Raw genomic sequence first — 24,216 nt, 5'->3', positions numbered from 1 at the left:
CTCAGGAATGCGCTTGAGAAAGGTTGGTCAACTCAGGGCCCTGGGTAGGCGGCTCCTTGAGAACCACGCGCTTGATCGGGCCGACAATCACCAGGTAACTGAACACCGCCACCAGCGCGTTGGCGCCAACGAACACCAGCGCCCATTTGAACGAGCCGGTGGTGCTGATGATGTAGCCAATCACAATTGGCGTGGTGATCGACGCCAGGTTACCGAAGGTGTTGAACAAGCCGCCACTGAGCCCGGCGATTTGTTTCGGCGAGGTGTCGGACACCACCGCCCAACCCAGTGCGCCAACGCCTTTACCGAAGAAGGCCAAGGCCATGAAGCCCACCACCATCCATTCGATATCCACGTAGTTGCAGGCCACGATGCTGCTGGAAATCAGCAGGCCACCGATGATCGGCGCCTTGCGCGCGAAGGTCAGCGAGTGGCCTTTGCGCAGCAGGTAGTCGGAAATCACCCCGCCGAGCACCCCGCCGATAAAGCCGCAGATCGCCGGTAACGAGGCAATGAAGCCGGCCTTGAGGATGGTCATGCCACGCTCCTGCACCAGGTACACCGGAAACCAGGTCAGGAAGAAGTAGGTGATGCCATTGATGCAGTACTGGCCCAGGTAGACGCCGAGCATCATGCGGTTGGTCAGAAGCTGGCGGATGTAATCCCACTTCGGCCCGTCGGTTTTCTTACCTTTGCCCTTGTCCTGATCCATATCGACCATCGCGCCATTGGCAGCGATGTGATTGAACTCGGCCTCGTTGATCATCGGATGCTGGCGCGGGCTGTGGATAACTTTCAGCCAGATCAGCGAGAACACAATGCCGATCACGCCCATCACGATAAACACGTGCTGCCAGCCGAAGCGATAGACGATCCAGCCCATCAACGGCGCGAACAACACCGTGGCGAAGTACTGGGCCGAGTTGAAGATCGCCGACGCAGTGCCGCGTTCAGCAGTAGGAAACCACGCCGCAACAATACGGGCATTTCCCGGAAACGACGGCGCCTCGGCCAAGCCCACCATGAAGCGCAGCATGAACAGCGCGACCACCGCAGTGGAGACGCCAAACTCACCGACATAACCTTGCAGCACGGTGAACAGCGACCAGGTGAAGATGCTCAAGGCATAGACTTTTTTCGAGCCGAAACGGTCGAGCAGCCAGCCACCGGGAATTTGCCCGGCCACGTAGGCCCAACCGAATGCAGAGAAGATATAACCGAGGGTGACCGCGTCGATGCCGAGGTCTTTTTGCAGGCTGGAGCCGGCGATAGCGATGGTGGCCCGGTCGGCGTAGTTGATCGTGGTCACCAGAAACAGCATGAGCAGGATCAAATAGCGGACGTGGGTCGGCTTGGTCGCTTGCATGTAGAAGTACTCCCACTAATTATTTTTTTTGCGGGTAATGATTTTGTATTGCCTGGTTGCGCCCCCCTGTAGGAGCGAGCTTGCTCGCGAAGAACTTCAACGATTACGCGGGCATTCAGGACGCACGCGGTGAATTCGAGTTTTTCGCGAGCAAGCTCGCTCCTACAGGGAGGGTGCTGCGTGTTACGAACCGATGTAGCTGGTTTTCACCACGGTGTAGAACTCTTGCGCATAGCGACCTTGCTCACGCGAACCGTAGGATGAGCCCTTACGGCCACCAAATGGAACGTGGTAATCCACCCCTGCCGTCGGCAGGTTGACCATCACCATCCCGGCCTGGGAGTGGCGCTTGAAGTGGTTGGCATATTTGAGCGAGGTGGTGGCAATGCCCGCCGACAAGCCGAACTCGGTGTCGTTGGCCATGGCCAGCGCCGCCTCGTAGTCGGCCACGCGCACCACGTTGGCCACCGGGCCGAAGATCTCTTCACGGCTGATGCGCATCGCCGCTTCACTGTCAGCAAACAGTGTGGGCGCCAGGTAATAGCCTTCGGTGTCACAGGTCACCAGGCCGCCACCGCTCACCAGCCGGGCGCCTTCGCTCTGGCCGATGTCGATGTACTTCAGGTCCTGATCCAACTGGGCCTGGGACACCACCGGGCCAATGTCGGTGCCGCTATTCAACGCGTGGCCGACCTTGATCGACTTCATGCGCTCGGCCATGGCGGCGACAAACTGGTCGTGAATTCCGGCAGTAACAATCAAGCGGCTCGACGCGGTGCAACGTTGGCCGGTGGAGTAGAACGCACTCTGTACCGACAGCTCGACAGCCTGCTTGAGGTCGGCATCGTCGAGAATGATTTGCGGGTTCTTGCCACCCATTTCCAACTGCACCTTGGCCTGGCGCGAGACACAGCTGACGGCGATCTGACGCCCAACGCCCACAGACCCGGTGAAACTGATGCCATCGACTTTCGGGCTGTTGACCAACACGTCGCCGACCACACGGCCACTGCCCATCACCAGGTTGAACACACCGGCGGGGAAGCCGGCGCGGGAGATGATTTCCGCCAAGGCCCAGGCACAGCCCGGCACTAGTTCAGCAGGCTTGATCACCACGCAGTTGCCGTAGGCCAGGGCCGGGGCGATTTTCCACGCGGGGATGGCAATCGGGAAGTTCCACGGGGTGATCAGGCCCACCACACCGAGGGCTTCGCGGGTCACTTCAACGTTGACGCCCGGACGCACCGACGGCACGTAATCGCCCGACAGGCGCAGGCATTCACCGGCGAAGAACTTGAAGATATTGCCGGCGCGTGTCACTTCACCAATGGCTTCAGGCAGGGTCTTGCCCTCTTCTCGGGCCAGCAAGGTGCCGAGTTCTTCACGACGGGCGAGGATTTCGCTGCCGACTTTATCCAGCGCATCGTGACGCGCCTGGATACCGGAGGTGGACCACGCCGGGAACGCGGCGCGGGCAGCGTCGATGGCCGCGTTGACTTGGGCCACGTCCGCTTTGGCATATTCGCCAATGGCGTCGGACAGATCCGACGGGTTGATGTTGGTGCAGTAGTCGGCGCCGGTTACCCATTCGCCATTGATGTAGTTCTCAAAACGCTTTGCCTGGGACACGAATCTTCTCCTGACGCAAAAGGCCGCTGATTGCTCAGCGGCCTTGTGGATAATTTATTGCGCGCCTTGCTTGTCGATCAGCGCGGCGAGGGCTTCATACTCTTCCGGCAGCAGGTCGGTCAGTGGCGTACGCACGGGGCCGGCGTCATAACCGACGATTTTCGCACCGGCCTTGACGATGCTCACCGCGTAACCGGCCTTGCGGTTACGGATATCCAGGTACGGCAGGAAGAAGTCGTCGATGATCTTGCCGACGGTGGCGTGATCTTCGCGGGCAATGGCGTGGTAGAAATCCATCGCCGTCTTGGGGATGAAGTTGAACACCGCCGAGGAGTACACCGGCACGCCCAGGGCCTTGTAGGCTGCGGCGTAAACCTCAGCAGTCGGCAAGCCACCGAGGTAGCTGAAACGGTCGCCCAGGCGACGGCGGATCGACACCATCAGCTCGATATCACCCAGGCCATCCTTGTAGCCGATCAGGTTCGGGCAGCGCTCGGCCAGTTGCTCCAGCAACGGTGCGGTCAAGCGGCAGACATTGCGGTTGTACACCACCACACCGATCTTGACCGACTTGCACACGGCTTCAACGTGGGCGGCAACCCCGTCCTGGCTGGCTTCAGTGAGGTAGTGCGGCAGCAGCAGCAACCCTTTGGCACCGAGGCGTTCGGCCTCTTGAGCGTACTCGATGGCCTGGCGGGTAGCACCGCCCACACCGGCCAGGATCGGCACGCTGGACGCGCAGGTATCCACAGCGGTTTTCACCACCTGGGAATATTCGCTGGCTGCCAGGGAGAAAAACTCACCTGTGCCGCCCGCGGCGAACAAGGCGCTGGCGCCATAAGGGGCCAGCCATTCCAGGCGCTTGATGTAACCCGCCTGGTGGAAATCACCCTGGGCGTTGAAATCGGTCACCGGGAAGGACAGCAGACCGTGGGAGAGGATGGACTTCAGTTCTTGTGGATTCATTATTCGAACACCCTGGGCGAAGACTTTCTTACGAAAGGTTGTTGTTGGTTTTGGTGATGTCGTACGTCATCGTACAACTATAAATAAATTCGTCAACTGCAATTCATCCGCCGTAACCCGGCGAAGGCTTAAGACGCGGCTCTTGACGTAGGAAATTTCTCATCTATGATTCAGATAACTGTATATACATACAGTTATCAAGGAAGATTCCTACGACATAGCAAGGAGCTAACATGTCAGGTCTTGAACTCGCAGCACCCGAAAAAACCCCGCCTACCCTGCGCTTCGAAGGCGGTGAGCACACCGCCATCGGCGACGACACCCTGCTTCGCTTCGTCAAGGACGCCCCGGCCATTCCCGCACGCCAAGTCGAACTGCACCTGCCCAACGGGCTCGCGCTCACTTATGGCCAAGTAATCGCCCTGGGCGGCGACTTCTATGGCATCCCCGGCCAACCGATCAGCGATGGCAACTCCCCGGCCGAGCGCGTGCAACGATTCACCGCCGCTTTCAACTCTCTCGCCGTGTTGCCCGCTTCACGGCAAGAAGCGCAGAAGATCCTGGCGGTGATGCAAAAGGAGATCAACGCCGTCAACCAGGCGATCAAGGACGGCAAACAGCCTCACGAAGCCTACGACGCCCTGGGTGATACGTTGTCCGAGGAGTGGAACCGCATCACCGGCGGCGGCAGCGCTGTTTCGGCTCTCCTGCCACTGGGCCGCTACCTGAAACTGGCAGCGGACAACGCCGACCACTTCGGTGAGTGGGCCCTGTCCGCCTACTTGGCCGGCCATACAGCGGCGTTGCAACAGGCGGTGGTGGCCCATCAGACCGGCACCGATCAAGCCCTGGAATTGGCCTACGCCATGAACAGCTTTGCCGATCACTTTTTGACCGACCTGTTTTCCGCCGGCCACCTGCGGGTACCGCGTAAACAACTGGCGGCAGTGGTGACGCCAGGAGAACTCGGCTCGTTGATCAGCCGCTTCATGCACGATGAAGACAGTAAATTCGGGCTAAAGGTGCGCAATGCCATGGGCGCTCAGTGGCATGCCTACGGCGACAAGCGCTACTTCGACAGCATCGACGCCGACAATCGCGTGCAGGTCAAAGGGGCCGTACAGGCCTCGGCGGATGAAATCTTCGAAACCTTCATCAGCGGCATCGCACCCTCCCCGGCTGAGTACAAGGCACCGCGGTATGTGCCCGACCTGAACGCCGTGCAAAACCCGGCGAATAACTTTTCGCCACTGTTCAAGATGGAGGGGGACAAGGTGCTGCGGCGCAAGGACGTCAACGATTTGAACGACAAGCACTGGACCAATGATTGGTGGGGGTGGAGTACGTACTTGCTGCTTAAGGACTACAAGCCAAACCAACCCGCCAACTAACGGCTGGCATGATCGTTCCCACGCTCTGCGTGGGAATACAGCCTGTGACGCTCCGCGTCACCCTGCGTAGGGCTTGAAAATCCACGCACATCGGGACGCGGAGCGTCCATAGAGGCGTTACCACGCGGAGCGTGGGAACGATCAGCCCCGTTGTGCCTCTGCCTCTTCATGGGCATGGCGCAGCCGCTCACGGCTGTTGGTCAAATGCAGGCGCATGGCCGCCCGTGCCGCATCCGAATCCTGGCGGGCAATCGCCTCATAGATTTCTTCGTGTTCGCGGCTCAAGCGGCTCATGTAGTGCTGTTGATCATCATGGGCCAGGCGCGCCGAATTCAGGCGGGTACGCGGAATGATGCTGGTGCCCAGGTGGGTCATGATGTCGGTGAAGTAGCGGTTGCCGGTAGACAGTGCAATTTCCAGGTGGAAGGCAAAATCCGACGCCACCGCATCGCCGGCATGGGCCGCACTTTCATTCAAGGCATCGAGGGCCGCACGCATGGCCGCCAATTGCTCATCGCTGCGACGCAAGGCAGCAAGGCCCGCAGACTCTACTTCCAGGCTGATACGCAGTTCCAGAATCGCCAGCACATCACGCAAGGTCACCACGGTGGCCGGGTCTATGCGAAAACCGCTGGGGCTTGGCGTGTCCAGCACGAAGGTGCCGATACCGTGGCGAGTCTCAACCTGCCCTGCCGCCTGCAACCGCGAGATGGCTTCGCGCACCACCGTCCGGCTGACGCCATGGGCGTTCATGATCGCCGACTCGGTGGGCAGCTTGTCGCCGCGTTTGAGCTGGCCATCGCGGATCTGCTCGGACAACACCGTGACCAATTCCTGGGCAAGGCTGCGGCGCTTGCGGGGAAGACGTGGGGCGGCGCTGGCGTTTTCCATGATGAACCATCTTTCTCGACGAACTAAAGACCGCATCATAGCCCATGGTGGTTGTACGATCACCGTTCTGGCGCGACTTTCATCCATATCCTTCACGCAAAAAAAATGCCCCGACAGATGTCGAGGCATTTTTCAGATGGGTCTGTAAGCGTAATCCGCCTACTTCACCACTTTCAGGCTTGGCCGACCGCTAGGGCGCGGCGGCTCGGTATCCGGTGGTGGTACATCATCACCGTCTTCGCCTTCGATCGTTTCGTCATCCTCTAAAGGCGACTCCAGATCGAACACCATGCCCTGGCCATTTTCCCGGGCATAGATCCCGAGGATGGCACCGATAGGCACGAACAGCGTATGGGGCACACCGCCGAAACGCCCTTCGAAGCTCACCGCTTCGTTGTCCATGTGCAGGTGGCGCACGGCACTGGGCGATACGTTCAGCACAATTTGCCCGTCACTGGCAAAACCCTGAGGTACCTGAACCGCAGGAAATTCGGAATTGACCAGCATGTGCGGGGTGCAATCGTTGTCCACAATCCACTCATAGAGCGCGCGGACCAGGTAAGGTCGACTGGAGTTCATCAACGGCTCCTTAAGCCTTAGCGCATATCGCGTTCGGCGCCAGACAGACTCGCCTGGAAAGCCTCACGCGCAAACTGGCGCTCCATGTAATCAAGCAACGGCTTGGCCGGCCGTGGCAGTTCAATGCCCAGAATCGGCAAGCGCCAGAGTATGGGTAATAGGCAGCAATCCACCAAGCTTTGTTCCTCACTGAGGAAAAAAGGTTTGTCGGCGAACAACGGCGAAACGCCGGTCAGGCTCTCGCGCAATTCCTTGCGCGCCTGCACACGAGCGGCTTCTTTGGAACGCGAATCCAGGATCACATCCACCAACCCGCACCAGTCACGCTGGATCCGATGGATCAGCAGGCGGCTGTTGGCACGCGCCACCGGGTACACCGGCAGCAAAGGCGGATGAGGGTAACGCTCATCCAGGTATTCCATCACCACGGTCGACTCCCACAACGCCAGGTCACGATCGACCAGGGTGGGCAAGCTGCCGTAAGGGTTCACTTCGATCAGCTTCGGCGGCTGACGGCCCGCCTCCACACTGATGATCTCGGCGCTGACACCCTTCTCTGCGAGCACGATGCGTACTCGGTGGGAATAGTGGTCGGCGGGGTCGGAGTAACAGGCCAACCGGTTGGTCACGCCCATGGCGGTCCTCCTCGCTTGTTGAAATTATCGAAAGCTCAAAAACGAGCGCGCCCAGAAAGCATCCCTGTAACGACCGGTTCAAACCGGCGCTACGTGTTCAGAGATGCCGCTGGGCGCGCAAGATTAACAGCAATTGCTTACGGTTGGATCAATGCACATCCTTCCAGTATTCACGCTTGAGCAAATAAGCGAATACGAAGAAGAAAGCCAGGTACAGCAAGACGTACGTACCGATGCGCTGATGCTGCAGTTTGACCGGGTTGGCCGAGTAGGCCAGGAAGGTCACCAGGTTCTTGACCTTCTCGTCGAACTGCTCTTCGTTCAGCGTACCGGTCTTGGGCACGATGGTCAGTTGATCGCACGCTTCATGGGTCAGCGGCGTGCCGGTCAACGGATCATATTGCTTCTTGCCGTCTTCAACGACCTGAACCTGCTTGCATCCTACCACTTGGCGCCCCTGCAGGCCGACCAGAACGTTCGGCATGCCGACGTTCGGGAAGACTTTATTGTTCACGCCATAGGGGCGCGCAGGGTCTTCGTAGAAGGACTTGAGGTAACCGTAGAGCCAGTCGGTACCGCGTACACGGGCCACCAGGGTCAGGTCGGGCGGTGCAGCGCCAAACCAGGTCTTGGCGTCGGCCGGCTGCATGCCGATGTTCATGTGGTCGCCGATCTTGGCACCCGTGAACACCGCGTGGCTGAGCATCACTTCATGGGGAATGCCCAGGTCATCGGCAACGCGCTCGTAGCGTTGGAACTTGGCGCTGTGGCAACCCATGCAGTAGTTGGTGAATGTACGCAGCCCATCCTGCATGGCGGCCTTGTCAGACACATCGATATCGACTTTTTCCAGCTGCGCACCATGTTCGGCAGCGAAGGACAGTAGCGGCAGTGCCGCAAGCACGAATGCAACGAGTAATTTTTTCATCAGCCAGTCACCCTTTCCGGAACCGGTTTGGTCTTCTCGAGCCGGGTATAGAACGGCATCAGAATAAAGTAGGCGAAGTACAGGAAGGTGCAGACCTGCGACAGCAACGTCCGCTCAGGGGTAGGTGCCAATACACCCAGTACACCCAGGATCACGAACGAAATGCAGAACACCCACAGCCAGATCTTGCTCAGCCAGCCTTTGTAGCGCATCGACTTGACCGGGCTACGGTCGAGCCACGGCAGCACGAACAGCACCGCGATGGCCGCACCCATGGCGATCACGCCCATGAGTTTGTCGGGGATCGCGCGCAAGATCGCGTAGAACGGCGTGAAGTACCAGACCGGTGCAATATGCTCGGGTGTCTTGAAGGCGTTGGCCTGTTCGAAGTTAGGCTTCTCCAGGAAATAACCGCCCATCTCCGGGAAAAAGAACACGATCGAGCAGAACACGAACAGGAACACGACCACGCCGACAATGTCTTTCACGGTGTAGTACGGGTGGAACGGAATGCCATCCAGCGGGATGCCGTTCTCGTCCTTGTGCTTCTTGATGTCCACACCATCCGGGTTGTTGGAACCCACTTCGTGCAGCGCCAGGATGTGCAGTACCACCAGGCCCAGGATCACGATCGGCAAGGCCACCACGTGCAAGGCGAAGAAACGGTTCAGGGTGATGCCGGAGATCAGGTAGTCACCACGAATCCACTGGGTCAGGTCGTTGCCGATCACCGGGATTGCGCCGAACAGCGAGATGATCACCTGGGCGCCCCAGTACGACATCTGGCCCCACGGCAGCAGGTAACCCATGAAGGCTTCGGCCATCAGCGCCAGGTAGATCAACATGCCGAAGACCCACACCAGCTCGCGGGGCTTCTGGTACGAGCCGTAGAGCAGGCCGCGGAACATGTGCAGGTAGACGACGATAAAGAACGCCGACGCGCCAGTGGAGTGCAGCAGGCGCAGGATCGAGCCGTACTCGACGTCACGCATGATGTATTCGACAGAGGCAAAGGCCTCTTCCGCCGACGGCGTGTAGCTCATCGTCAACCACACGCCAGTGACGATCTGATTGACCAGCACCAACAGGGCCAGGGAGCCGAAGAAGTAGAAGAAGTTGAAGTTTTTCGGCGCGTAATATTTGCTGAGATGGTCTTCCCACATTTTAGTGGCGGGGAAGCGCGCATCCACCCAATCCATGAACTTGCTCATCACGCGTTCTCCTTGTCGAGGCCAATGACAATGATGTCGTCAGATTCGTAATTGTGAGGAGGAACCGGCAGGTTCAGGGGCGCGGGCTGGGATTTGTAGACGCGGCCAGCGAGGTCATAGTGGGAACCGTGGCACGGGCAGAAATAACCGCCGACCCAGTCTTTGCCCAAGTCCACAGGCGCCACTTCCGGGCGGAAGGTAGGTGAGCAACCCAGGTGGGTACACAGACCAACCAGCAGCAGAATCTCTGGCTTGATCGAACGCGCTTCGTTCTTGGCGTAGGCGGGCTGGTCGGACTTTTCGGATGTCGGGTCAGATAACTGGCCTTCGATCTTCTTCAGATTCCCCAGGATTTCCTCGGTACGACGAACAATGAAAACCGGCTGGCCGCGCCACTCAGCAATCATCTGCTGGCCTGGCTCGATCTTGCTGACATTCACCTTCACCGGTGCACCTGCGGCTTTCGCCTTGGCACTGGGAAACCATGACCCCACGAACGGGACCGCAGCCCCCACCGCTCCTGCAGCACCCACCACGGATGTGGCTGCTACCAAGAAGCGACGCCGGCCTGCATTCACGCCGTCATTGCTCATTCAGTCCTCTCCCATCAGCTTTTTGGCCTGTTAAATCAGGCGTCTACTAAGTGTTGAATCTTTACTTATAAAAATTTTGACGGATGGTAATGAAAAGCCCCACGTATGACAAGGGAATTGCCCGGAGCTCCGCCTCCAGGCCTTGTAGTATAGGGGGTCTACGGATGTGGCAAGTTGTCACGGCGAAAAATGTGCATAAATCGCAGGCAATAAAAAACGCCCAGCTCCGTGAGGAGGCTGGGCGTTTTTGTGGAACGTAAAGCGAATTAACGCTTCGAGTACTGCGGACGCTTACGCGCTTTACGCAGACCGACTTTCTTACGTTCAACTTCACGAGCATCGCGAGTCACGAAGCCAGCTTTGCGCAGAGCGCCACGCAGGGTTTCGTCGTACTGCATCAGAGCGCGAGTGATACCGTGGCGGATTGCGCCAGCTTGACCACTTACACCGCCACCGATAACGGTGACGTAGATGTCGAACTTTTCAACGGTCTCGGTCAATTCCAGCGGCTGACGAACTACCATGCGGGCAGTTTCGCGACCGAAGAAGTTGTCCAGGGAGCGGTTGTTGATCGAGATGTTACCAGTGCCCGGACGCAGGAAAACGCGTGCGGTTGCGGTTTTGCGACGGCCAGTGCCGTAATTTTGAGTCGCCGACATAATGAACTATTCCGTTAAAACTTCAGTTCTTGGGGCTGCTGAGCAGCATGAGGGTGTACAGCGCCCGCATAGACTTTCAGCTTGCGAAACATATCGCGACCCAGTGGGCCCTTAGGCAGCATGCCTTTGACCGCGATTTCGATCGGGGCTTCAGGCTTCTTGGCAATCAGGCCTTCGAAGTTGGAAGACTTGATACCGCCTGGGAAACCGGAGTGACGGTAGTACATTTTGTCGCTTGCTTTGTTGCCGGTTACACGAACCTGCTCAGCATTGATGATGACGATGTAGTCGCCGGTATCAACGTGCGGGGTGTATTCAGGCTTGTGCTTGCCACGCAGACGGCTGGCGACTTCAGTGGCCAGACGACCCAGGGTCTGACCAGCGGCGTCGACGACAAACCAGTCGCGCTGAACTGTTTCCGGTTTTGCAGTAAAAGTTGTCATTCTTTAATAGCCTCAGGGGCCGCCTGTAAATTTAGACGGCGGATCTTACTGAATAGTGCGTACTTTGACAAGGTCAAAGGCAGCCGGATACAGACGCTATCGGGGGCTCGGGTCGGCGCGTCCGTTCAACGGCAAGATTCTTCGGCAGGCGGCGCATCACTTCCACTGCAGAAAGAGGTGGGCAATTATGCAGATTGCGAAAAAAAATTCAACCTGCTTTTATGATTGTTTTCCCCCGAAGGAGTACCCGATGGATTACCGACAGCTGGGCCGCACCGATCTGAATGTCAGCGCGATCGCGCTGGGCACCATGACCTGGGGCGAGCAGAACAGCGAGGCAGAGGCCTTCGCGCAGATCGAACGGGCCAAGGCCGCGGGGATCAACTTCCTCGACACCGCAGAAATGTACCCGGTGCCGCCCAAGGCCGACACCTACGCCACCACCGAGCGCTACATCGGCAACTACTTCAAAAGCCGTGGCGACCGCGCCGACTGGGTGCTTGCCAGCAAGATCGCCGGCCCCGGCAACACCATCGACTATATCCGCGATGGCCACCTGCGCCACAACCGCAAGCACATCGGCGCAGCCCTCGACGCCAGCCTCAAGCGCCTGCAGACCGACTGGATCGACCTCTACCAACTGCATTGGCCGGAGCGCAGCACCAACTTCTTCGGCCAGTTGAGCTACAAGCACAAGGACGAAGACGACCTCACCCCACTGGAGGAAACGCTCGAAGCCCTGGATGAACAGGTGAAGGCCGGCAAGATCCGCCACATTGGCCTGTCCAACGAAACGCCGTGGGGCACCATGAAGTTCCTGGCCCTGGCCGAAGCCCGTGGCTGGCCGCGCGCCGTGTCGATCCAGAACCCTTACAACCTGCTCAACCGCAGCTTTGAAGTGGGCCTGGCGGAGGTTGCCATTCGCGAGCAGTGCGGTTTACTGGCTTATTCGCCCCTGGCGTTCGGCATGCTCAGTGGCAAGTACGAGAATGGCGCACGCCCGGCCAAAGCGCGCCTGACTGAATACAGCCGCTTCAGCCGTTACTTCAACCCGCAGTCGGAAGCGGCGTGCAGCCGCTATGTGGCTCTTGCGCGGGAACATGGCCTGGACCCGGCGCAGATGGCGCTGGCGTTTGTGACGCAGCAACCGTTTGTGACCAGCAATATTATCGGGGCCACGTCGCTGGAACAGCTGGACAGCAACATCGCCAGTGCCGATCTGAAATTGTCGAAAGAAGTGTTGGAAGGGATTGAGGCGATTCAGAAGGATCATCCGAATCCAGCACCTTGATTGATCCGCACTGATCGTTCCCACGCTCTGCGTGGGAATGCCGCCTTGGACGCTCTGCGTCCGCTCTCAGAGTCGTGACGCGGAGCGTCACATGAGGCGTTCCCACGCGGAGCGTGGGAACGATCAATCAAAGCGCCCGCGCAATAATCTCCTTCATGATTTCATTGGTCCCCGCATAAATGCGCTGCACCCGCGCATCCGCCCAGGCCCGGGCAATCGGGTATTCCCACATAAAGCCGTAGCCGCCATGCAACTGCACGCACTCGTCGAGCACCTTGCATTGCAGGTCTGTGGCCCAGTACTTGGCCATCGCTGCGGTAGGCACGTCCAGCTTGCCTTCCAGGTGCATAGCCATGCACTTATCCACAAAAACACGGCCAATCTGAATCTCGGTGGCCATCTCCGCCAGCTTGAAGCGGGTGTTCTGGAAATCGGCAATCGCCTTGCCGAATGCCTTGCGCTCACGGGTGTACTCAAGGGTCCATTGCAACGCCGCTTCGGCTGAAGACAGCGCGCCAATCGCCACGGTCAGGCGTTCTTGCGGAAGCTCCTGCATCAGGTACGCAAAGCCCATGCCCGCTTGGCCCAGCAGGTTTTCCTTGGGCACGCGCACGTCCTGGAAGAACAGCTCCGAGGTGTCCTGGGCCTTCATGCCGACTTTCTCCAGGCGCTTGCCCTTGTCGAAGCCCGGCGTATCGGCTTCCACCAGGAACAGGCTGGTGCCCTTGGCGCCGGCCTTGGGGTCGGTCTTGGCAACGACGATCACCAGATCGGCCAGGTAGCCGTTGGTGATAAAAGTCTTGGAGCCGTTGATCACGTACTCATCGCCGTCCAAAACCGCTGTGGTCTTGACGCCCTGCAGGTCGGAACCAGCGCCCGGCTCGGTCATGGCAATGGCCGTGACCATGTCCCCGGAGATCAATTTGGGCAAGTACTTGTGCTTCAGCGCTTCACTGCCGTAATGCAGGATGTACGGCGCGACAATATCCGAATGCAGGGAAAAGCCGATGCCGGTCAACCCCAGGCGGCTGACCTCTTCGATCACCACCGCGCTGTAGAGAAAATCCGCGCCCAGACCGCCATATTCCTCTGGCAGGTGGGAACACAACATGCCCGCCTCCCCCGCCTGGTTCCACAGGTTACGGTCGATATAGCCCTGCTTTTCCCATTGCCCATGGAAGGGCACGGCGTGCTTTTCGAGGAAGGTGCGCACGCTCTCACGGAAGAGTTCGTGCTCCGAGCTGAACAAGGTTCTGGGGATCATGGGTCACCTGTGTGGATTGTCGGACAAGGACGAGACCACAGAGCCTATGCCCCGAAGGCGTCACGGGACACTGGACACATGCGACAAAAAATAAGACGATCCAGCCGTCTGGTGACCACTTTCCCCTATAAGAATAAATGAAATTATGTCTAACCAAATCTCCACGCCGTTGCGGCGCGTCAGCATTTTGGCCATTGATCGGGTATTCGCTTCCACCCTCATGCAAGCCAAGGATTTCTTCCATCTCGCCAGCCTGCGCCATGGCAAACAGCAAGGCCTGGGCCTGACCCCCGGGTTCGAAACGCGCCTGGTCAGCCCCGACGGCCAGTCCGTGCGCAGCTTCAGCGATGTGATCATGCCGGTGGACGGCGGCCTCGAAGACGCCGACATCATCGTGCTGCCGGCCTTCTGGGACGACTTCGATGTGCTGTGCACCCGCTACCCCCAAGTGCTGCCGTGGCTGCGCGAACAACATGCTCGCGGGGCTGTGCTGTGCGGCGAGGCCACCGGGGTGTTCTGGCTGGCCGAAGCCGGGCTGCTCGATGGCAAGGAGGCGACCACCTACTGGCGCTTCTTCAATGCCTTCAGCGAGCGCTTCCCCAAGGTGCAGCTCAATCAGGACAAGCACCTCACGGACGCCGACAACCTGTACTGCGCCGGCGGCACCACCTCGGCCTGCGACCTTTATATTTACCTGATCGAACGCTTTTGCGGCGCCAACATCGCCCAGGCCGTGGCCCGCGACATTCTCTATGAGGTGCAGCGCAACTATTCACCGGGGCGTATCGGGTTTGGCGGGCAGAAGCTGCACCAGGATGTAATCATCCTGCAGATCCAGCATTGGCTTGAAGAGCACTTTGCCGACAAATTCCGCTTTGAAGACGTCGCCCGCGAACACGGCATGAGCATCCGCAACTTCATGCGCCGCTTCCAGACCGCCACCGGTGACAAGCCGCTGCATTACCTGCAACGCCTGCGCATCGAGACCGCCAAGGGCCTGCTCTCGGGCAGCCGCAAGAGCATCAAGACCATCAGTTATGAGGTGGGTTACGACGATGCGAGTTTCTTTGCGCGGTTGTTCAGGCAGCACACGGAGTTGTCGCCGAACCAGTACAGGCAGCAATTCCAACAGGCCGCCTGACCTCAGCCCAACACAAACCACTGTGGGAGCTGGCTTGCCTGCGATGGCGGTGTATCAGCCAGCCTATAGTTGACTGATACACCGCCATCGCGGGCAAGCCCGGCTCCCACATTAGGTCTCCATTGAGCTGGAGATTGCTTAAGGCTTGTGCCCGCGCGACAGGAACTCGTGGGACTGCATTTCCAGCAGGCGGCTCAGGGTGCGCTGGAATTCGAAGTTCAAGCGGCCGCCGGTATAGAGGTCCTTGAGTTCGACTTCCGCCGAGATGATCAGCTTGACGTTACGGTCGTAGAACTCATCGACCATGTTGATAAACCGTCGCGCGATATCGTCGGTGGTCACGCCCATCTGTTCCACACCACTCAAGATCACGGCGTGGAAGATCTTGCCCAGCTCGATGTAGTCGTTCTGGCTACGCGGCCCATCGCACAATTGGCGGAACTCGAACCAGGCCACGTCATCGCAAGTGCGCAGCGCGATGATTTCGCGGTTCTCGATCATCAGCTTGTCGTTTTCCACCGCCTGGGTGCATTCCGGCGTCAGCGCACGGAAGCTCTTCTTCAGGCTTTCGTGTGCAGCTTCGTTCAGCGGGAAGTGGAACAGCTCGGCTTGCTCCAGGTGACGCAGGCGGTAGTCGACGCCGCTGTCGACGTTGACGATATCGGTGTTCTGCTTGATCAGCGCAATGGCCGGCAGGAAGCGCGCACGTTGCAGGCCGTCCTTGTACAGGCCATCGGGCACGATGTTCGAGGTGGCCACCAGGGTCACACCGTTCTTGAACAGTTCTTCCATCAGCGTGCCAAGGATCATGGCGTCGGTGATGTCGGAGACGAAGAATTCATCGAAGCAGATCACCCGGGCTTCTTGGGAGAAACGCTTGGCGATGATGGTCAGCGGGTTTTTCTCGCCCGGCAGGGTCTTCATCTCTTCGTGCACGCGCTTCATGAAGCGGTGGAAGTGCGTACGTACCTTTTCCTTGAACGGCAGTGCTTCAAAGAAGGTGTCTACCAGGTAAGTCTTGCCCCGGCCCACGCCACCCCAGAAATACAGGCCCTTGACCGGCGTGTGGTCTTTCTTGCCAAACAGCTTGCTGAACATCCCTGGCTTGCTTTGCGACGCGGCCACGAGGTCCTCGTACAGGCGCTGCAAATGACGCACGGCATTTTCCTGGGCCGCGTCGTGGAAGAACTCGGGGCGTTTCAGATCAGCTTGATATCGTTCTAGGGGCGTCATAATTTCGTTAGCAAGGCAACAAAAACGGGCCGACACTGTAACGACGGCCCTGGATAATGGCAATCAACCCTTGGTCGGGTTAATCCTCGATTGGGGCTAACGCAACGCGCAAGGCTTCGATGGCCGCGTCACGCGAAGCTTGGTCGGCGTACTCGGCGCTGTCAGCGACTGCGGCGCCGTCCAGCCACACGCTGAAGCCCAGGGCCTCGGCGCGTACGTCCAGCGCATCGCCACTTTGCAGTTGCTTGGTCACCGCGCCGGCTGCTTTGCCATCGGTAAAGTTGCGCGACAACAGCAGTTGCTCGCCGTCGGCGGCCAACAGGCGGAAGCGGAAGCTGCCATCGTCTTCACGGAAGCTCACAAACCGTGCAGCCTTCGCTGCTTTTTTCTTGGTGGCGACCGGCGCCGCCGCCTGGTTGACGAACGAACGCAGGCCCACCGCTTCACGCAGCTCGGCCAGGAACGGTGCCGCCACAGCGCGGGCCTTCTTGGCGCCGACCTGCAGCAGGTCTTCCATGTCCGATGGGCGCGACATCAGTTGGTGGTAACGCTCGCGCGCTTCGCCGAGCTGGCCGTCGAGCAGTTGGAACAGACGGTTCTTCGCCTCGCCCCAGCCCAGGCCTTCTAGCAGCTGGCCACGGAATTCGGCTTCCTGGGCCTTGGTCGCGAACGCCTGGTACAGGGTAAACAGATGCGAATTGTCCGGGTCCTTGGCTTCGCCTGGGGCTCGCGAGTCGGTGACGATCCGCGAGATCGCGTCCTTCATGTCCTTGGCGCTGGTGAACAACGGGATGGTGTTGTCGTAGCTCTTGGACATCTTGCGACCATCCAGGCCCGGCAAGGTGGCCACGCTTTCTTCGATCAGCGCTTCGGGCATGGTGAAGAATTCTTTACCGTTGCCGAACAGGTGGTTGAAGCGCTGGCCGATGTCGCGGGCCATTTCCACGTGCTGGATCTGGTCGCGGCCCACCGGTACCTTGTGCGCATTGAACATCAGGATGTCCGCTGCCATCAGCACCGGGTAGCTGTACAGGCCCATGCTGATGCCCGCATCCGGGTCTTCACCGTTTTCGACGTTCTTGTCCACCGAGGCCTTGTAGGCATGGGCGCGGTTGAGCAAGCCCTTGGCGGCAACACAGGTGAGCAGCCAGGTCAGCTCCGGAATTTCCGGGATGTCCGACTGGCGGTAGAACGTTACCCGGTTCACATCCAGGCCACCGGCCAGCCAAGTCGCGGCGATTTCCATACGCGAGCGTTGGATGCGCTGCGGGTCATCGCATTTGATCAGGGCGTGGTAGTCGGCCAGAAAGTAGAAGGAATCGGCATTCGCGTCTTCGCTGGCGAGGATCGCCGGGCGAATCGCACCGGCGTAGTTGCCCAGGTGCGGCGTGCCGGTGGTGGTGATGCCGGTGAGGATACGGGTACGGGTCGTCATGGGTGTTCGCTTGTCATCAATTCGAAAGGCGTGGCAGCACCAGATCCTTGAGATCGGTCAGCTTGCCGTGAAAAAAGTGTCCGCATTCTGCCACTTTCAGCAACTCATGGGGGCGTTTCAGGGCGGCGGACCAGGCGTAGACCACTTGCGGGTCGACCACTTCGTCGCTTTCCGGTTGGATCAGGGTCAACGGGCAGCCTTGGGGCAACACGTCCGACTCGCCCAGGCGCATCACCGCCGCAGCCACCATGAACAGGTGCGCGAGCTTCTCGCCCTTGGCTTCCAAACGCCCGCCGAGACTGGCAGCCACGTAACCGCCGAAGGAAAAACCGAGCAAGGTGATCGGCAGGTCCGGGTGTTTTTCCCGCAGCCAGGTGGCGGCCGCTTCAGCATCGTCGACTTCACCGCTGGCCATATCGTGAGTACCGGCACTGGCACCGACGCCCCGGTAATTGAAACGCAAAGTAATCAAACCGGCATCGCGGGCGGTGCGCTGCAAGGTCGATACGACTTTATTGAGCATGGTCCCACCCTGCACCGGGTTAGGGTGGCAAACCAGCGCCAGGCCACGTGGTTCGGGGTGATCCAGGTACAAGGCTTCCAATTGGCCCACCGGGCCATCGATCAAAACGGGGGTTTCACGCATGAGCAAGGATGAACTCCGTGACCTCTCAAGGGGTCGACTCGTCTAGCTAAAAGTCTGTGCATGGCATCATTGCGAGCTTAATCGCGGTATACAGCGCAGGTTTGAGCCGTTAACGTAAAGCAAAGCCGTTTATAGAGGAAGGACTCGTGGAACACTCGCTCTTAGTTTGGTTGTTGCCGACTCTTGCCCTGGTTGCCGGTGTCGCCATTGGTTTCCTGGTTGCCCGCCTGCTGCCGAATGCCGCGCCTAACCGCACGCAACGTCAGTTGGATGACATTCAGGAACGTTTTGACAGTTATCAGAACGAGGTTGTTACCCACTTCAACAGCACCGCGACCCTGGTCAAGAAGCTCACCCAGAGCTACCAGGAAGTACAGGATCATCTCGCCGATGGCGCTAACCGCCTGGCCCTCGACGACATCACCCGCCAGCGCCTGCTGGCCGCGCTGCATTCCGATGCACCGCAAACCCCACGGGAACGCCTGACCCCACCACGGGAAAACCAGGAGCCACCACGGGACTACGCGCCAAAAACGCCAAACGCCCCAGGCATGTTGGATGAGCATTACGGCTTGAAGAAGTAAGTCATCTTCGAGCAATAAAAAAGCCCGGCTGATCGATGATCAGCCGGGCTTTTTTGTTGGGTGCCTGAACCACCAGACAACCCCGCCCCCTGTGGAGCTGGCTTGCCTGCGATAGCCATAGGTATCTACACAACTTTGTAGGCTGTAGCAGCCGACGGTAACCACGATGCGAAGCGAGCCGCTCTTGATCTGCTTTTGATCTTGATCTCAGGCGCCCCGTCAAACCACGCTGGCCGGAATTCGACAGGGATTTGGGGGGTAAACCGGCAGGGATGCCGGTTTAGCCGCCCCGCGCCATGGATGGCGCGTGGCGGCGGCCCCCCAAATCACTGGCGGATTACGGGCACACCGAGCCTAAGCGAGGTGCCGAGTGGTGGGGCAAGAGCCTTTTGCTTACTTTTGGGCTCCTTTCAAAAGTGAGCCGCTGTCAGAGCGGAACCCTACGTGGCCGTTACCGCAGCAATGGATATGTACACAATCCAACTGTGTTGACTGCCAGGCCGCCATCGCAGGCAAGCCAGCTCCCACATTTGGATCACGGTGCGTCAGGGAGATAGGCGCCGGCTGTCCGGAAGTCACGGGAGCAAGCTCCCTCGCCACAGGTCCAGCGTCGCACCAAAGTTGTGTAGATACCTATGCTGCGATAGCGGTGTGCCCGTTGACACACCTGCCTCAGACACCCCACCAATTGTAAGAGCGGGCAAGAGCTCAAGTAAGTTGTTGCTCCTGCAACCGCCCACCGTCGATGCGCACATGCCGCCCATGGAAACGCTTGAGGCTGCTGCGGTGGCCGACGCTGACGATGCTCAGTCCCGGCAGTTCATCAATCAACGCCTGGTACAGGGTTGCCTCGTCTTCTTCATCCATGGCCGAGGTCGCTTCGTCCATGTACAGCCACTGCGGAGCAAACAACAACGCACGGGCAAAGGCCAGGCGCTGTTGTTCGCCGGGCGAGAGCATGCGTTGCCAGTGGTTGGCTTCATCCAGGCGATTGACCAGATGGGGCAGGCGACAGGTTTCCAGCACCTGTGCATAACGCTCTGGCGCATAGACGCTATCGTCCTGTGGATAACTCAACACGGCCTTGAGCGTACCAATTGGCAGGTAAGGCTTTTGCGGCAGGAACAGGTAGCGTGTCGCCGGCAGGCGAATGCTGCCATGACCGGCGGGCCACAGATCTCCCATCGCCCGCAGCAACGTGCTCTTGCCGCTGCCGGAACGCCCGCTGAGCATGACGCGCTGGCCAGGCTCCACGGTCATGTCGGCGTCGGTGAGCAAATGGCGGCCGTCGGCCAGGTCCATGCCCAGGTCTTTGATCACCAGGCGCTCGCCTTCAGGGCGCACGTCGATCGCCGGCGTGCGTTGCTCGTTGTCGCTCATGGCTTGCTGGAAACTCAGCAGACGGTCGCTGGTGGCGCGCCATGTCGCCAGCTCCGAATAGGCGTTGATAAACCAGCTGAAGTTCTCTTGTACGTTGCCGAACGCCGAGTTGATTTGCATCAGCTCGCCCAGCTCGATCTTGCCGGTGAAGTAGCGCGGCGCGGCGACGATAAAGGGGAAGATGATTGCGATCTGGCTGTAGCCGGCGGTGAAAAAGGTCAGGCGCTTGGACACTTTCATGATGTCCCAGAAGTTCTGCCAGACCTTGCCGAAGCGCGTGCTCAGGCGCTGCCTTTCATTCGGCTCGCCGTTGTACAGGGCGATACTTTCGGCATTCTCACGCACCCGCACCATGGAAAAACGCAGGTCCGCTTCAAAGCGTTGTTGTTGGTTGCTCAGGCCGATCAAGCGCCGGCCGATCAGGTGCGTCAGCCAACTGCCCACGGCGGCGTACAGCAACGCACACCAGAACATGTAGCCGGGGATGGTGACGCCAAACACCTCGATGCTGCCCGAGACGCCCCACAGGATGATCGAGAATGACACCAGGCTGACCACGTTACGCAGCAAGCCGAGCCCCAGGCTTAAAGTGCCGGACGTGAAGTTGTTGAGGTCTTCGGAAATCCGCTGGTCCGGGTTGTCGGTGTAGCCGCCCTGCTCCAACTGGTAGTAATTCTTGTGGGCGAGCCACCGGCTGAAGTGTTTTTCGGTGAGCCAGGCGCGCCAGCGGATCGTCAGCATCTGGGTCAGGTAAAGGCGGTACACCGCACCGAGTATCGCCACCGCCGCGATCCCGCCGAAATAGCCGATCAGTTGCCAGAAGGCTGCGGTGTCCTTCTTCTCCAGGGCGTTATAGAAGTCCTTGTACCAGTGGTTGATCCACACAGAGATCGCCACGCTGAACAGCGACAGGCCAATCACTGCGGCTAGCAGCAGCCAGGCCCTGCCCTTCTCTTCACTGCGCCAATAGGGTGTGATCATCGCCCAGGTTCGGCGGAAGAATTGCCCACGCACCGCATCGTTGACCGCGCGGTATTCAGCGTTCTGATTCATCGTTCAGGCTCGGTAGGAAAAGAATGACAGGCGTTTGAACCGATCATAGGTGATCGGTTCGTGCGTCCGTGCAGCCTGAAGCGGATTGTTCAGTCGCCGTTCAGCGTCGTACCGGGCGCTTCTGCAGCTTGCGTTGCAGCGTGCGGCGGTGCATGCCCAGGGCGCGGGCGGTGGCGGAGATATTGCCTTCGTGTTCGGTCAGCACGCGCTGGATGTGCTCCCACTGCAGGCGGTCTACCGACATCGGGTTTTCCGGCACCAGGGTGTCGAGGTCGGCATGCTCGGACAGCAAGGCGGCCAGCACGTCGTCGGCATCCGCCGGCTTGCACAGGTAGTTGCAGGCGCCGCGCTTGATCGCCTCGACGGCGGTGGCGATGCTGGAGTAACCGGTGAGGATCACCACGCGCATTTCCGGGTCGAGTTCCAGCAGCTTGGGCAGCAGCACCAGACCCGAGTCGCCGTCCATTTTCAGGTCCAGGGCAGCGTAGTCCGGTAGGTCGGCCTGGGCGATGGTCAGGCCCTCTTCGGCAGAACCTGCGGTGCTGACGCGAAAACCGCGCCGGCTCATGGCGCGTGCCATCACGCGGGTAAAGGTCGCGTCGTCATCTACCAGCAACAGGTGCGGCAGTTCTTCGCCTTCGACTTGGATCTCGTCACTCATCGATATCTCCTCGTGCGACACGGGGCAGGCGCAGCTCGGTGAGCGTGCCACCTTCCTCATGACTATAGAGCTTCACTGAGCCGCCCGCGCGGGTCACGCTGGCCTTGCTCAAAAACAGGCCCAGGCCGAAGCCTTTGCCCTTGGTGGTAAAGAAGGGTTTGCCGATCTGCTCGGCGATGGCCAACGGCACACCCGCGCCATGGTCACGAATGCTGATGGTGACGTTTTCGGCGTCCCAGTCCAACTGCACACCTAGGCCTTCAGGGCAGGCGTCGGCGGCGTTGTTCAGCAGGTTGAGCAGCGCCTGGGTCAGGTCTGGCGGTGGCGCCATGCGCGGTACGCTGCCTTGGCCCAGCAGGTTGAAACGGTAACTGGCTTCGGGACGCATCAGGTGCCAGCGGTTGAGCGCCTCATCGAGCCACTGGGTGACGTCTTGCATTTCGACCGCCAGGCGGCGATTGGCTTCGGCGGCGCGCACCAGTTGCTGAAGCGTCAGCTTGCACTGCTTGACCTGTTCCTGCAGCACGCTCAAATCATCTTGCAGGGCCGGGTCATGATGATCCTGGGTCATTTCCTTGAGCAGCACGCTCATGGTCGCCAGCGGCGTGCCCAACTCATGGGCGGCGCCGGCGGCCTGGGTGGCGACGGCCAGCAACTGTTGGTCACGCAGGCCCTCCTCTCGGCGAATGGCGCGCAGTTCTTCCTGGCGGCGCAGTTCTTCGGCCATGCGTGCGGCGAAGAAGGTAATGACTGCCGCAGACAGGGCGAAGCTCAACCACATCCCGTAGATCTGCAGGTTTTCCCGAGCGATGGGGAATGTCTGCAAGGGGTAGAACTGTGCCAACAGCAAGGTGTACAGCGTCAGCGCGATGCCCGACAGTACCACCGAATAGCGCCACGGCAGGGTCACGGCGGCGATGGTCAAAGGCACCAGGTAGTAGGAAACGAAGGGGTTGGTGGAACCGCCGGAGAAGTACAGCAACACGCTGTGGATAAACAGGTCACAGGCCAGTTGCAGGGCGTACTCCAGCTCGGTCACAGGCCAGGTGGTACGCAATCGTATGGCGGTGAACACACACAATACGGTGGAAAAACCCAGGGTCACGGCCAGTTGCAGCCAGGGCAGCGGCAGCAGGTCGAACCAATAGGCAAGCCCGACGGAACCGGCCTGCGCGGCCAATACCAGGGTGCGAATGAACGTCAGGCGCCAAAGGTTCTGGCGAGTGGCGGAAGTCAGTTTTACGGCGGCGAGCATGAGCTCTCCCGGTGAGCGCTGCAGGCGGATCGGCACGAGTATAAACGAAGCAGACCTGCTGGCACGGCGTGTGTGGCTCTTTGACGCAGGCCGGGTAAATGACCGTTCGTCGGCGCCCGCATAACTTGTAGGTAATGTGTAAACCCGAAGAACCCAGTGCCAACGTCTACAGTCTTACCGAGCACGACTATCTCAAGGAGCTTCCATGTCTCGTTTCATTCGCAGTGCAGCCATCATTACCCTCAGCGCCAGCGCCCTGGCCAGCCTGCCGGCCATGGCCGCCGATGCATTGCATTACAACCAGATCTCCCTGCGCGCCGAAGCCAGCCAGGAAGTGGCCCGCGACAAGATGATCGTCACCCTTTACACCGAATCGCAAAACGCCGACCCGGCCAAGCTTGCTGCCGAAATCACCACCACCCTGAACCAGGCCCTGGGCCAGGCGCGCGAAGTCAAAGGCGTGACCTTGCGCCAGGGCAGCCGCAACAGCTACCCGATCTACGACAGCAAGAACCAGAAGATCACCGGCTGGCGTGAACGCGCCGAGCTGCGCCTGGAAAGCGCGGACTTCCCGGCGCTGTCCAAACTCACCGGCGAGTTGTTGAACACCTTGAAAATGGACAGCATGGACTTCGCCATCGCCGACACCACGCGCAAGGCCAGCGAAGATGCGCTGCTCAAAGACGCGGTGGCGGCGTTCAAGGCGCGCGCGCAACTGGCTACCGATGCACTCGGCGGCAAGGGCTACAAGATCGTCAACCTGAACTTCAACACCAATGGCTACCCGATGCCTTACGCCCGCAATGGCGGCATGATGATGAAAGCCGCCATGGCCGACTCAGCGCCGACGCCTGAAGTGGAAGCCGGCACCAGCCAAGTCACTATGAGTGCCGACGGCGTGATCGAAGTTTTACAGTAACTTTTTTAGACAGGACAGAGGCGCAGCCCCACGGGGCGTGCGCCTTTTTTTTGCGCGTTGGCG

Annotated in this window: 23 protein-coding genes; 5 read left to right on the top strand and 18 right to left on the bottom strand. The window is 59.6% G+C overall.

Annotated features, from left to right (window positions below; all coding sequences use genetic code 11):
• Position 1: 1 nt before the first annotated feature.
• From V8689_RS04660 to kdgD, 3 genes are all read right to left on the bottom strand, one after another.
• On the bottom strand, positions 2-1,366 hold the full coding sequence (locus V8689_RS04660) for an MFS transporter (RefSeq protein WP_003188541.1): 1,365 nt from the start codon (positions 1,364-1,366) through the stop codon (positions 2-4).
• 183 nt (positions 1,367-1,549) lie between these two features.
• Positions 1,550-2,995, bottom strand: coding sequence for an aldehyde dehydrogenase family protein (locus V8689_RS04655; protein WP_056789604.1), 1,446 nt, complete (start codon positions 2,993-2,995; stop codon positions 1,550-1,552).
• A 54-nt stretch (positions 2,996-3,049) separates the two neighbouring features.
• Positions 3,050-3,961, bottom strand: a complete 912-nt coding sequence (kdgD, locus tag V8689_RS04650) for a 5-dehydro-4-deoxyglucarate dehydratase (protein ID WP_032893575.1) — start codon at positions 3,959-3,961, stop codon at positions 3,050-3,052.
• A gap of 233 nt (positions 3,962-4,194) precedes the next feature.
• On the opposite strand from kdgD, the gene V8689_RS04645 reads away from it, so the two are divergent.
• Positions 4,195-5,352 (top strand): hypothetical protein, encoded by a 1,158-nt coding sequence (locus V8689_RS04645; protein WP_056789600.1) that lies wholly within the window; start codon positions 4,195-4,197, stop codon positions 5,350-5,352.
• A gap of 141 nt (positions 5,353-5,493) precedes the next feature.
• Here the strand turns inward: V8689_RS04645 and V8689_RS04640 are convergent, their stop codons facing one another.
• The 8 genes from V8689_RS04640 to rplM form a co-directional block, all read right to left on the bottom strand.
• A complete protein-coding gene (locus tag V8689_RS04640) occupies positions 5,494-6,243 on the bottom strand; it encodes a FadR/GntR family transcriptional regulator (protein ID WP_056789597.1) in 750 nt (249 codons plus the stop codon).
• 159 nt (positions 6,244-6,402) lie between these two features.
• Positions 6,403-6,822, bottom strand: a complete 420-nt coding sequence (locus V8689_RS04635) for a ClpXP protease specificity-enhancing factor (protein ID WP_014716912.1) — start codon at positions 6,820-6,822, stop codon at positions 6,403-6,405.
• A gap of 17 nt (positions 6,823-6,839) precedes the next feature.
• Entirely contained in the window at positions 6,840-7,457 is a 618-nt protein-coding gene (locus tag V8689_RS04630; protein ID WP_003188529.1) for a glutathione S-transferase N-terminal domain-containing protein, read from the bottom strand.
• Positions 7,458-7,605: 148 nt separating this feature from the next.
• Positions 7,606-8,385 (bottom strand): cytochrome c1, encoded by a 780-nt coding sequence (locus V8689_RS04625; protein WP_014716911.1) that lies wholly within the window; start codon positions 8,383-8,385, stop codon positions 7,606-7,608.
• The gene (locus V8689_RS04620) at positions 8,385-9,596 is read right to left on the bottom strand and encodes a cytochrome b (protein WP_003188526.1); all 1,212 of its coding nucleotides are present in this window, start codon (positions 9,594-9,596) and stop codon (positions 8,385-8,387) included. The genes V8689_RS04625 and V8689_RS04620 overlap by 1 nt, the downstream gene beginning before the upstream one ends.
• Positions 9,596-10,189, bottom strand: a complete 594-nt coding sequence (gene petA, locus V8689_RS04615) for a ubiquinol-cytochrome c reductase iron-sulfur subunit (RefSeq protein ID WP_003188524.1) — start codon at positions 10,187-10,189, stop codon at positions 9,596-9,598. The genes V8689_RS04620 and petA overlap by 1 nt, the downstream gene beginning before the upstream one ends.
• Positions 10,190-10,455: 266 nt before the next feature.
• On the bottom strand, positions 10,456-10,848 hold the full coding sequence (rpsI, locus tag V8689_RS04610; protein WP_002555064.1) for a 30S ribosomal protein S9: 393 nt from the start codon (positions 10,846-10,848) through the stop codon (positions 10,456-10,458).
• A gap of 14 nt (positions 10,849-10,862) precedes the next feature.
• A complete protein-coding gene (gene rplM, locus V8689_RS04605; RefSeq protein ID WP_003188508.1) occupies positions 10,863-11,291 on the bottom strand; it encodes a 50S ribosomal protein L13 in 429 nt (142 codons plus the stop codon).
• A gap of 250 nt (positions 11,292-11,541) precedes the next feature.
• On the opposite strand from rplM, the gene V8689_RS04600 reads away from it, so the two are divergent.
• On the top strand, positions 11,542-12,582 hold the full coding sequence (locus tag V8689_RS04600) for an NADP(H)-dependent aldo-keto reductase (RefSeq protein WP_032893580.1): 1,041 nt from the start codon (positions 11,542-11,544) through the stop codon (positions 12,580-12,582).
• Positions 12,583-12,709: 127 nt separating this feature from the next.
• On the opposite strand, the gene V8689_RS04595 is transcribed toward V8689_RS04600, so the two are convergent.
• Positions 12,710-13,846 carry an acyl-CoA dehydrogenase family protein gene (locus V8689_RS04595; RefSeq protein WP_056789595.1) on the bottom strand — a complete coding sequence of 379 codons (1,137 nt, stop codon included), beginning with the start codon at positions 13,844-13,846 and terminating at the stop codon, positions 12,710-12,712.
• Between the two features lie 220 nt (positions 13,847-14,066).
• On the opposite strand from V8689_RS04595, the gene V8689_RS04590 reads away from it, so the two are divergent.
• A complete protein-coding gene (locus V8689_RS04590) occupies positions 14,067-14,987 on the top strand; it encodes a GlxA family transcriptional regulator (RefSeq protein WP_169855855.1) in 921 nt (306 codons plus the stop codon).
• A 138-nt stretch (positions 14,988-15,125) separates the two neighbouring features.
• Here V8689_RS04590 and zapE read toward each other — a convergent pair whose 3' ends face one another.
• The 3 genes from zapE to V8689_RS04575 all read right to left on the bottom strand — a co-directional run bounded on the left by zapE (position 15,126) and on the right by V8689_RS04575 (position 18,301).
• The gene (gene zapE / locus V8689_RS04585; RefSeq protein WP_003188500.1) at positions 15,126-16,220 is read right to left on the bottom strand and encodes a cell division protein ZapE; all 1,095 of its coding nucleotides are present in this window, start codon (positions 16,218-16,220) and stop codon (positions 15,126-15,128) included.
• Positions 16,221-16,299: 79 nt separating this feature from the next.
• Positions 16,300-17,655 carry a tryptophan--tRNA ligase gene (locus tag V8689_RS04580; protein WP_056789592.1) on the bottom strand — a complete coding sequence of 452 codons (1,356 nt, stop codon included), beginning with the start codon at positions 17,653-17,655 and terminating at the stop codon, positions 16,300-16,302.
• Between the two features lie 16 nt (positions 17,656-17,671).
• Positions 17,672-18,301 carry an alpha/beta hydrolase gene (locus V8689_RS04575; RefSeq protein ID WP_032893584.1) on the bottom strand — a complete coding sequence of 210 codons (630 nt, stop codon included), beginning with the start codon at positions 18,299-18,301 and terminating at the stop codon, positions 17,672-17,674.
• A gap of 146 nt (positions 18,302-18,447) precedes the next feature.
• Between V8689_RS04575 and V8689_RS04570 the strand changes: the two genes are divergently transcribed.
• Positions 18,448-18,885: a YhcB family protein gene (locus tag V8689_RS04570; protein WP_003171734.1), complete on the top strand. Its 438-nt coding sequence runs from the start codon at positions 18,448-18,450 to the stop codon at positions 18,883-18,885.
• A gap of 708 nt (positions 18,886-19,593) precedes the next feature.
• On the opposite strand, the gene V8689_RS04565 is transcribed toward V8689_RS04570, so the two are convergent.
• The 3 genes from V8689_RS04565 to V8689_RS04555 all read right to left on the bottom strand — a co-directional run bounded on the left by V8689_RS04565 (position 19,594) and on the right by V8689_RS04555 (position 23,234).
• Positions 19,594-21,318, bottom strand: coding sequence for an ABC transporter ATP-binding protein/permease (locus V8689_RS04565; RefSeq protein ID WP_056789589.1), 1,725 nt, complete (start codon positions 21,316-21,318; stop codon positions 19,594-19,596).
• A gap of 100 nt (positions 21,319-21,418) precedes the next feature.
• Complete coding sequence (locus V8689_RS04560; RefSeq protein WP_003171731.1) at positions 21,419-21,979, bottom strand: response regulator transcription factor; 561 nt, start codon at positions 21,977-21,979, stop codon at positions 21,419-21,421.
• Complete coding sequence (locus tag V8689_RS04555; protein WP_003188495.1) at positions 21,972-23,234, bottom strand: ATP-binding protein; 1,263 nt, start codon at positions 23,232-23,234, stop codon at positions 21,972-21,974. The genes V8689_RS04560 and V8689_RS04555 overlap by 8 nt, the downstream gene beginning before the upstream one ends.
• Positions 23,235-23,439: 205 nt before the next feature.
• Here V8689_RS04555 and V8689_RS04550 point away from each other — a divergent pair, with 205 nt between their 5' ends.
• Entirely contained in the window at positions 23,440-24,153 is a 714-nt protein-coding gene (locus tag V8689_RS04550) for an SIMPL domain-containing protein (protein ID WP_056789587.1), read from the top strand.
• Positions 24,154-24,216 lie beyond the last annotated feature (63 nt).

Origin of the sequence: Pseudomonas sp. AK181, from assembly GCF_051122975.1 — a bacterium.
GTDB lineage: Bacteria > Pseudomonadota > Gammaproteobacteria > Pseudomonadales > Pseudomonadaceae > Aquipseudomonas > Aquipseudomonas lactis.
This window is presented reverse-complemented; position numbering and strand designations above follow the sequence as displayed.

Excerpts from the sequence above, each read along its gene's own strand:
- V8689_RS04550 (WP_056789587.1), top strand. The coding sequence starts at position 23,440 with ATGTCTCGTTTCATTCGCAGTGCAGCCATCATTACCCTCAGCGCCAGC.
- V8689_RS04600 (WP_032893580.1), top strand. The coding sequence starts at position 11,542 with ATGGATTACCGACAGCTGGGCCGCACCGATCTGAATGTCAGCGCGATC.
- V8689_RS04630 (WP_003188529.1), bottom strand. The coding sequence starts at position 7,457 with ATGGGCGTGACCAACCGGTTGGCCTGTTACTCCGACCCCGCCGACCAC.
- kdgD (WP_032893575.1), bottom strand. The coding sequence starts at position 3,961 with ATGAATCCACAAGAACTGAAGTCCATCCTCTCCCACGGTCTGCTGTCC.
- V8689_RS04555 (WP_003188495.1), bottom strand. The coding sequence starts at position 23,234 with ATGCTCGCCGCCGTAAAACTGACTTCCGCCACTCGCCAGAACCTTTGG.
- V8689_RS04640 (WP_056789597.1), bottom strand. The coding sequence starts at position 6,243 with ATGGAAAACGCCAGCGCCGCCCCACGTCTTCCCCGCAAGCGCCGCAGC.
- zapE (WP_003188500.1), bottom strand. The coding sequence starts at position 16,220 with ATGACGCCCCTAGAACGATATCAAGCTGATCTGAAACGCCCCGAGTTC.
- V8689_RS04580 (WP_056789592.1), bottom strand. The coding sequence starts at position 17,655 with ATGACGACCCGTACCCGTATCCTCACCGGCATCACCACCACCGGCACG.
- V8689_RS04590 (WP_169855855.1), top strand. The coding sequence starts at position 14,067 with ATGCAAGCCAAGGATTTCTTCCATCTCGCCAGCCTGCGCCATGGCAAA.
- V8689_RS04620 (WP_003188526.1), bottom strand. The coding sequence starts at position 9,596 with ATGAGCAAGTTCATGGATTGGGTGGATGCGCGCTTCCCCGCCACTAAA.
- V8689_RS04560 (WP_003171731.1), bottom strand. The coding sequence starts at position 21,979 with ATGAGTGACGAGATCCAAGTCGAAGGCGAAGAACTGCCGCACCTGTTG.
- V8689_RS04565 (WP_056789589.1), bottom strand. The coding sequence starts at position 21,318 with ATGAATCAGAACGCTGAATACCGCGCGGTCAACGATGCGGTGCGTGGG.
- rplM (WP_003188508.1), bottom strand. The coding sequence starts at position 11,291 with ATGACAACTTTTACTGCAAAACCGGAAACAGTTCAGCGCGACTGGTTT.
- V8689_RS04595 (WP_056789595.1), bottom strand. The coding sequence starts at position 13,846 with ATGATCCCCAGAACCTTGTTCAGCTCGGAGCACGAACTCTTCCGTGAG.
- V8689_RS04625 (WP_014716911.1), bottom strand. The coding sequence starts at position 8,385 with ATGAAAAAATTACTCGTTGCATTCGTGCTTGCGGCACTGCCGCTACTG.
- rpsI (WP_002555064.1), bottom strand. The coding sequence starts at position 10,848 with ATGTCGGCGACTCAAAATTACGGCACTGGCCGTCGCAAAACCGCAACC.
- petA (WP_003188524.1), bottom strand. The coding sequence starts at position 10,189 with ATGAGCAATGACGGCGTGAATGCAGGCCGGCGTCGCTTCTTGGTAGCA.
- V8689_RS04635 (WP_014716912.1), bottom strand. The coding sequence starts at position 6,822 with ATGAACTCCAGTCGACCTTACCTGGTCCGCGCGCTCTATGAGTGGATT.
- V8689_RS04645 (WP_056789600.1), top strand. The coding sequence starts at position 4,195 with ATGTCAGGTCTTGAACTCGCAGCACCCGAAAAAACCCCGCCTACCCTG.
- V8689_RS04575 (WP_032893584.1), bottom strand. The coding sequence starts at position 18,301 with ATGCGTGAAACCCCCGTTTTGATCGATGGCCCGGTGGGCCAATTGGAA.
- V8689_RS04660 (WP_003188541.1), bottom strand. The coding sequence starts at position 1,366 with ATGCAAGCGACCAAGCCGACCCACGTCCGCTATTTGATCCTGCTCATG.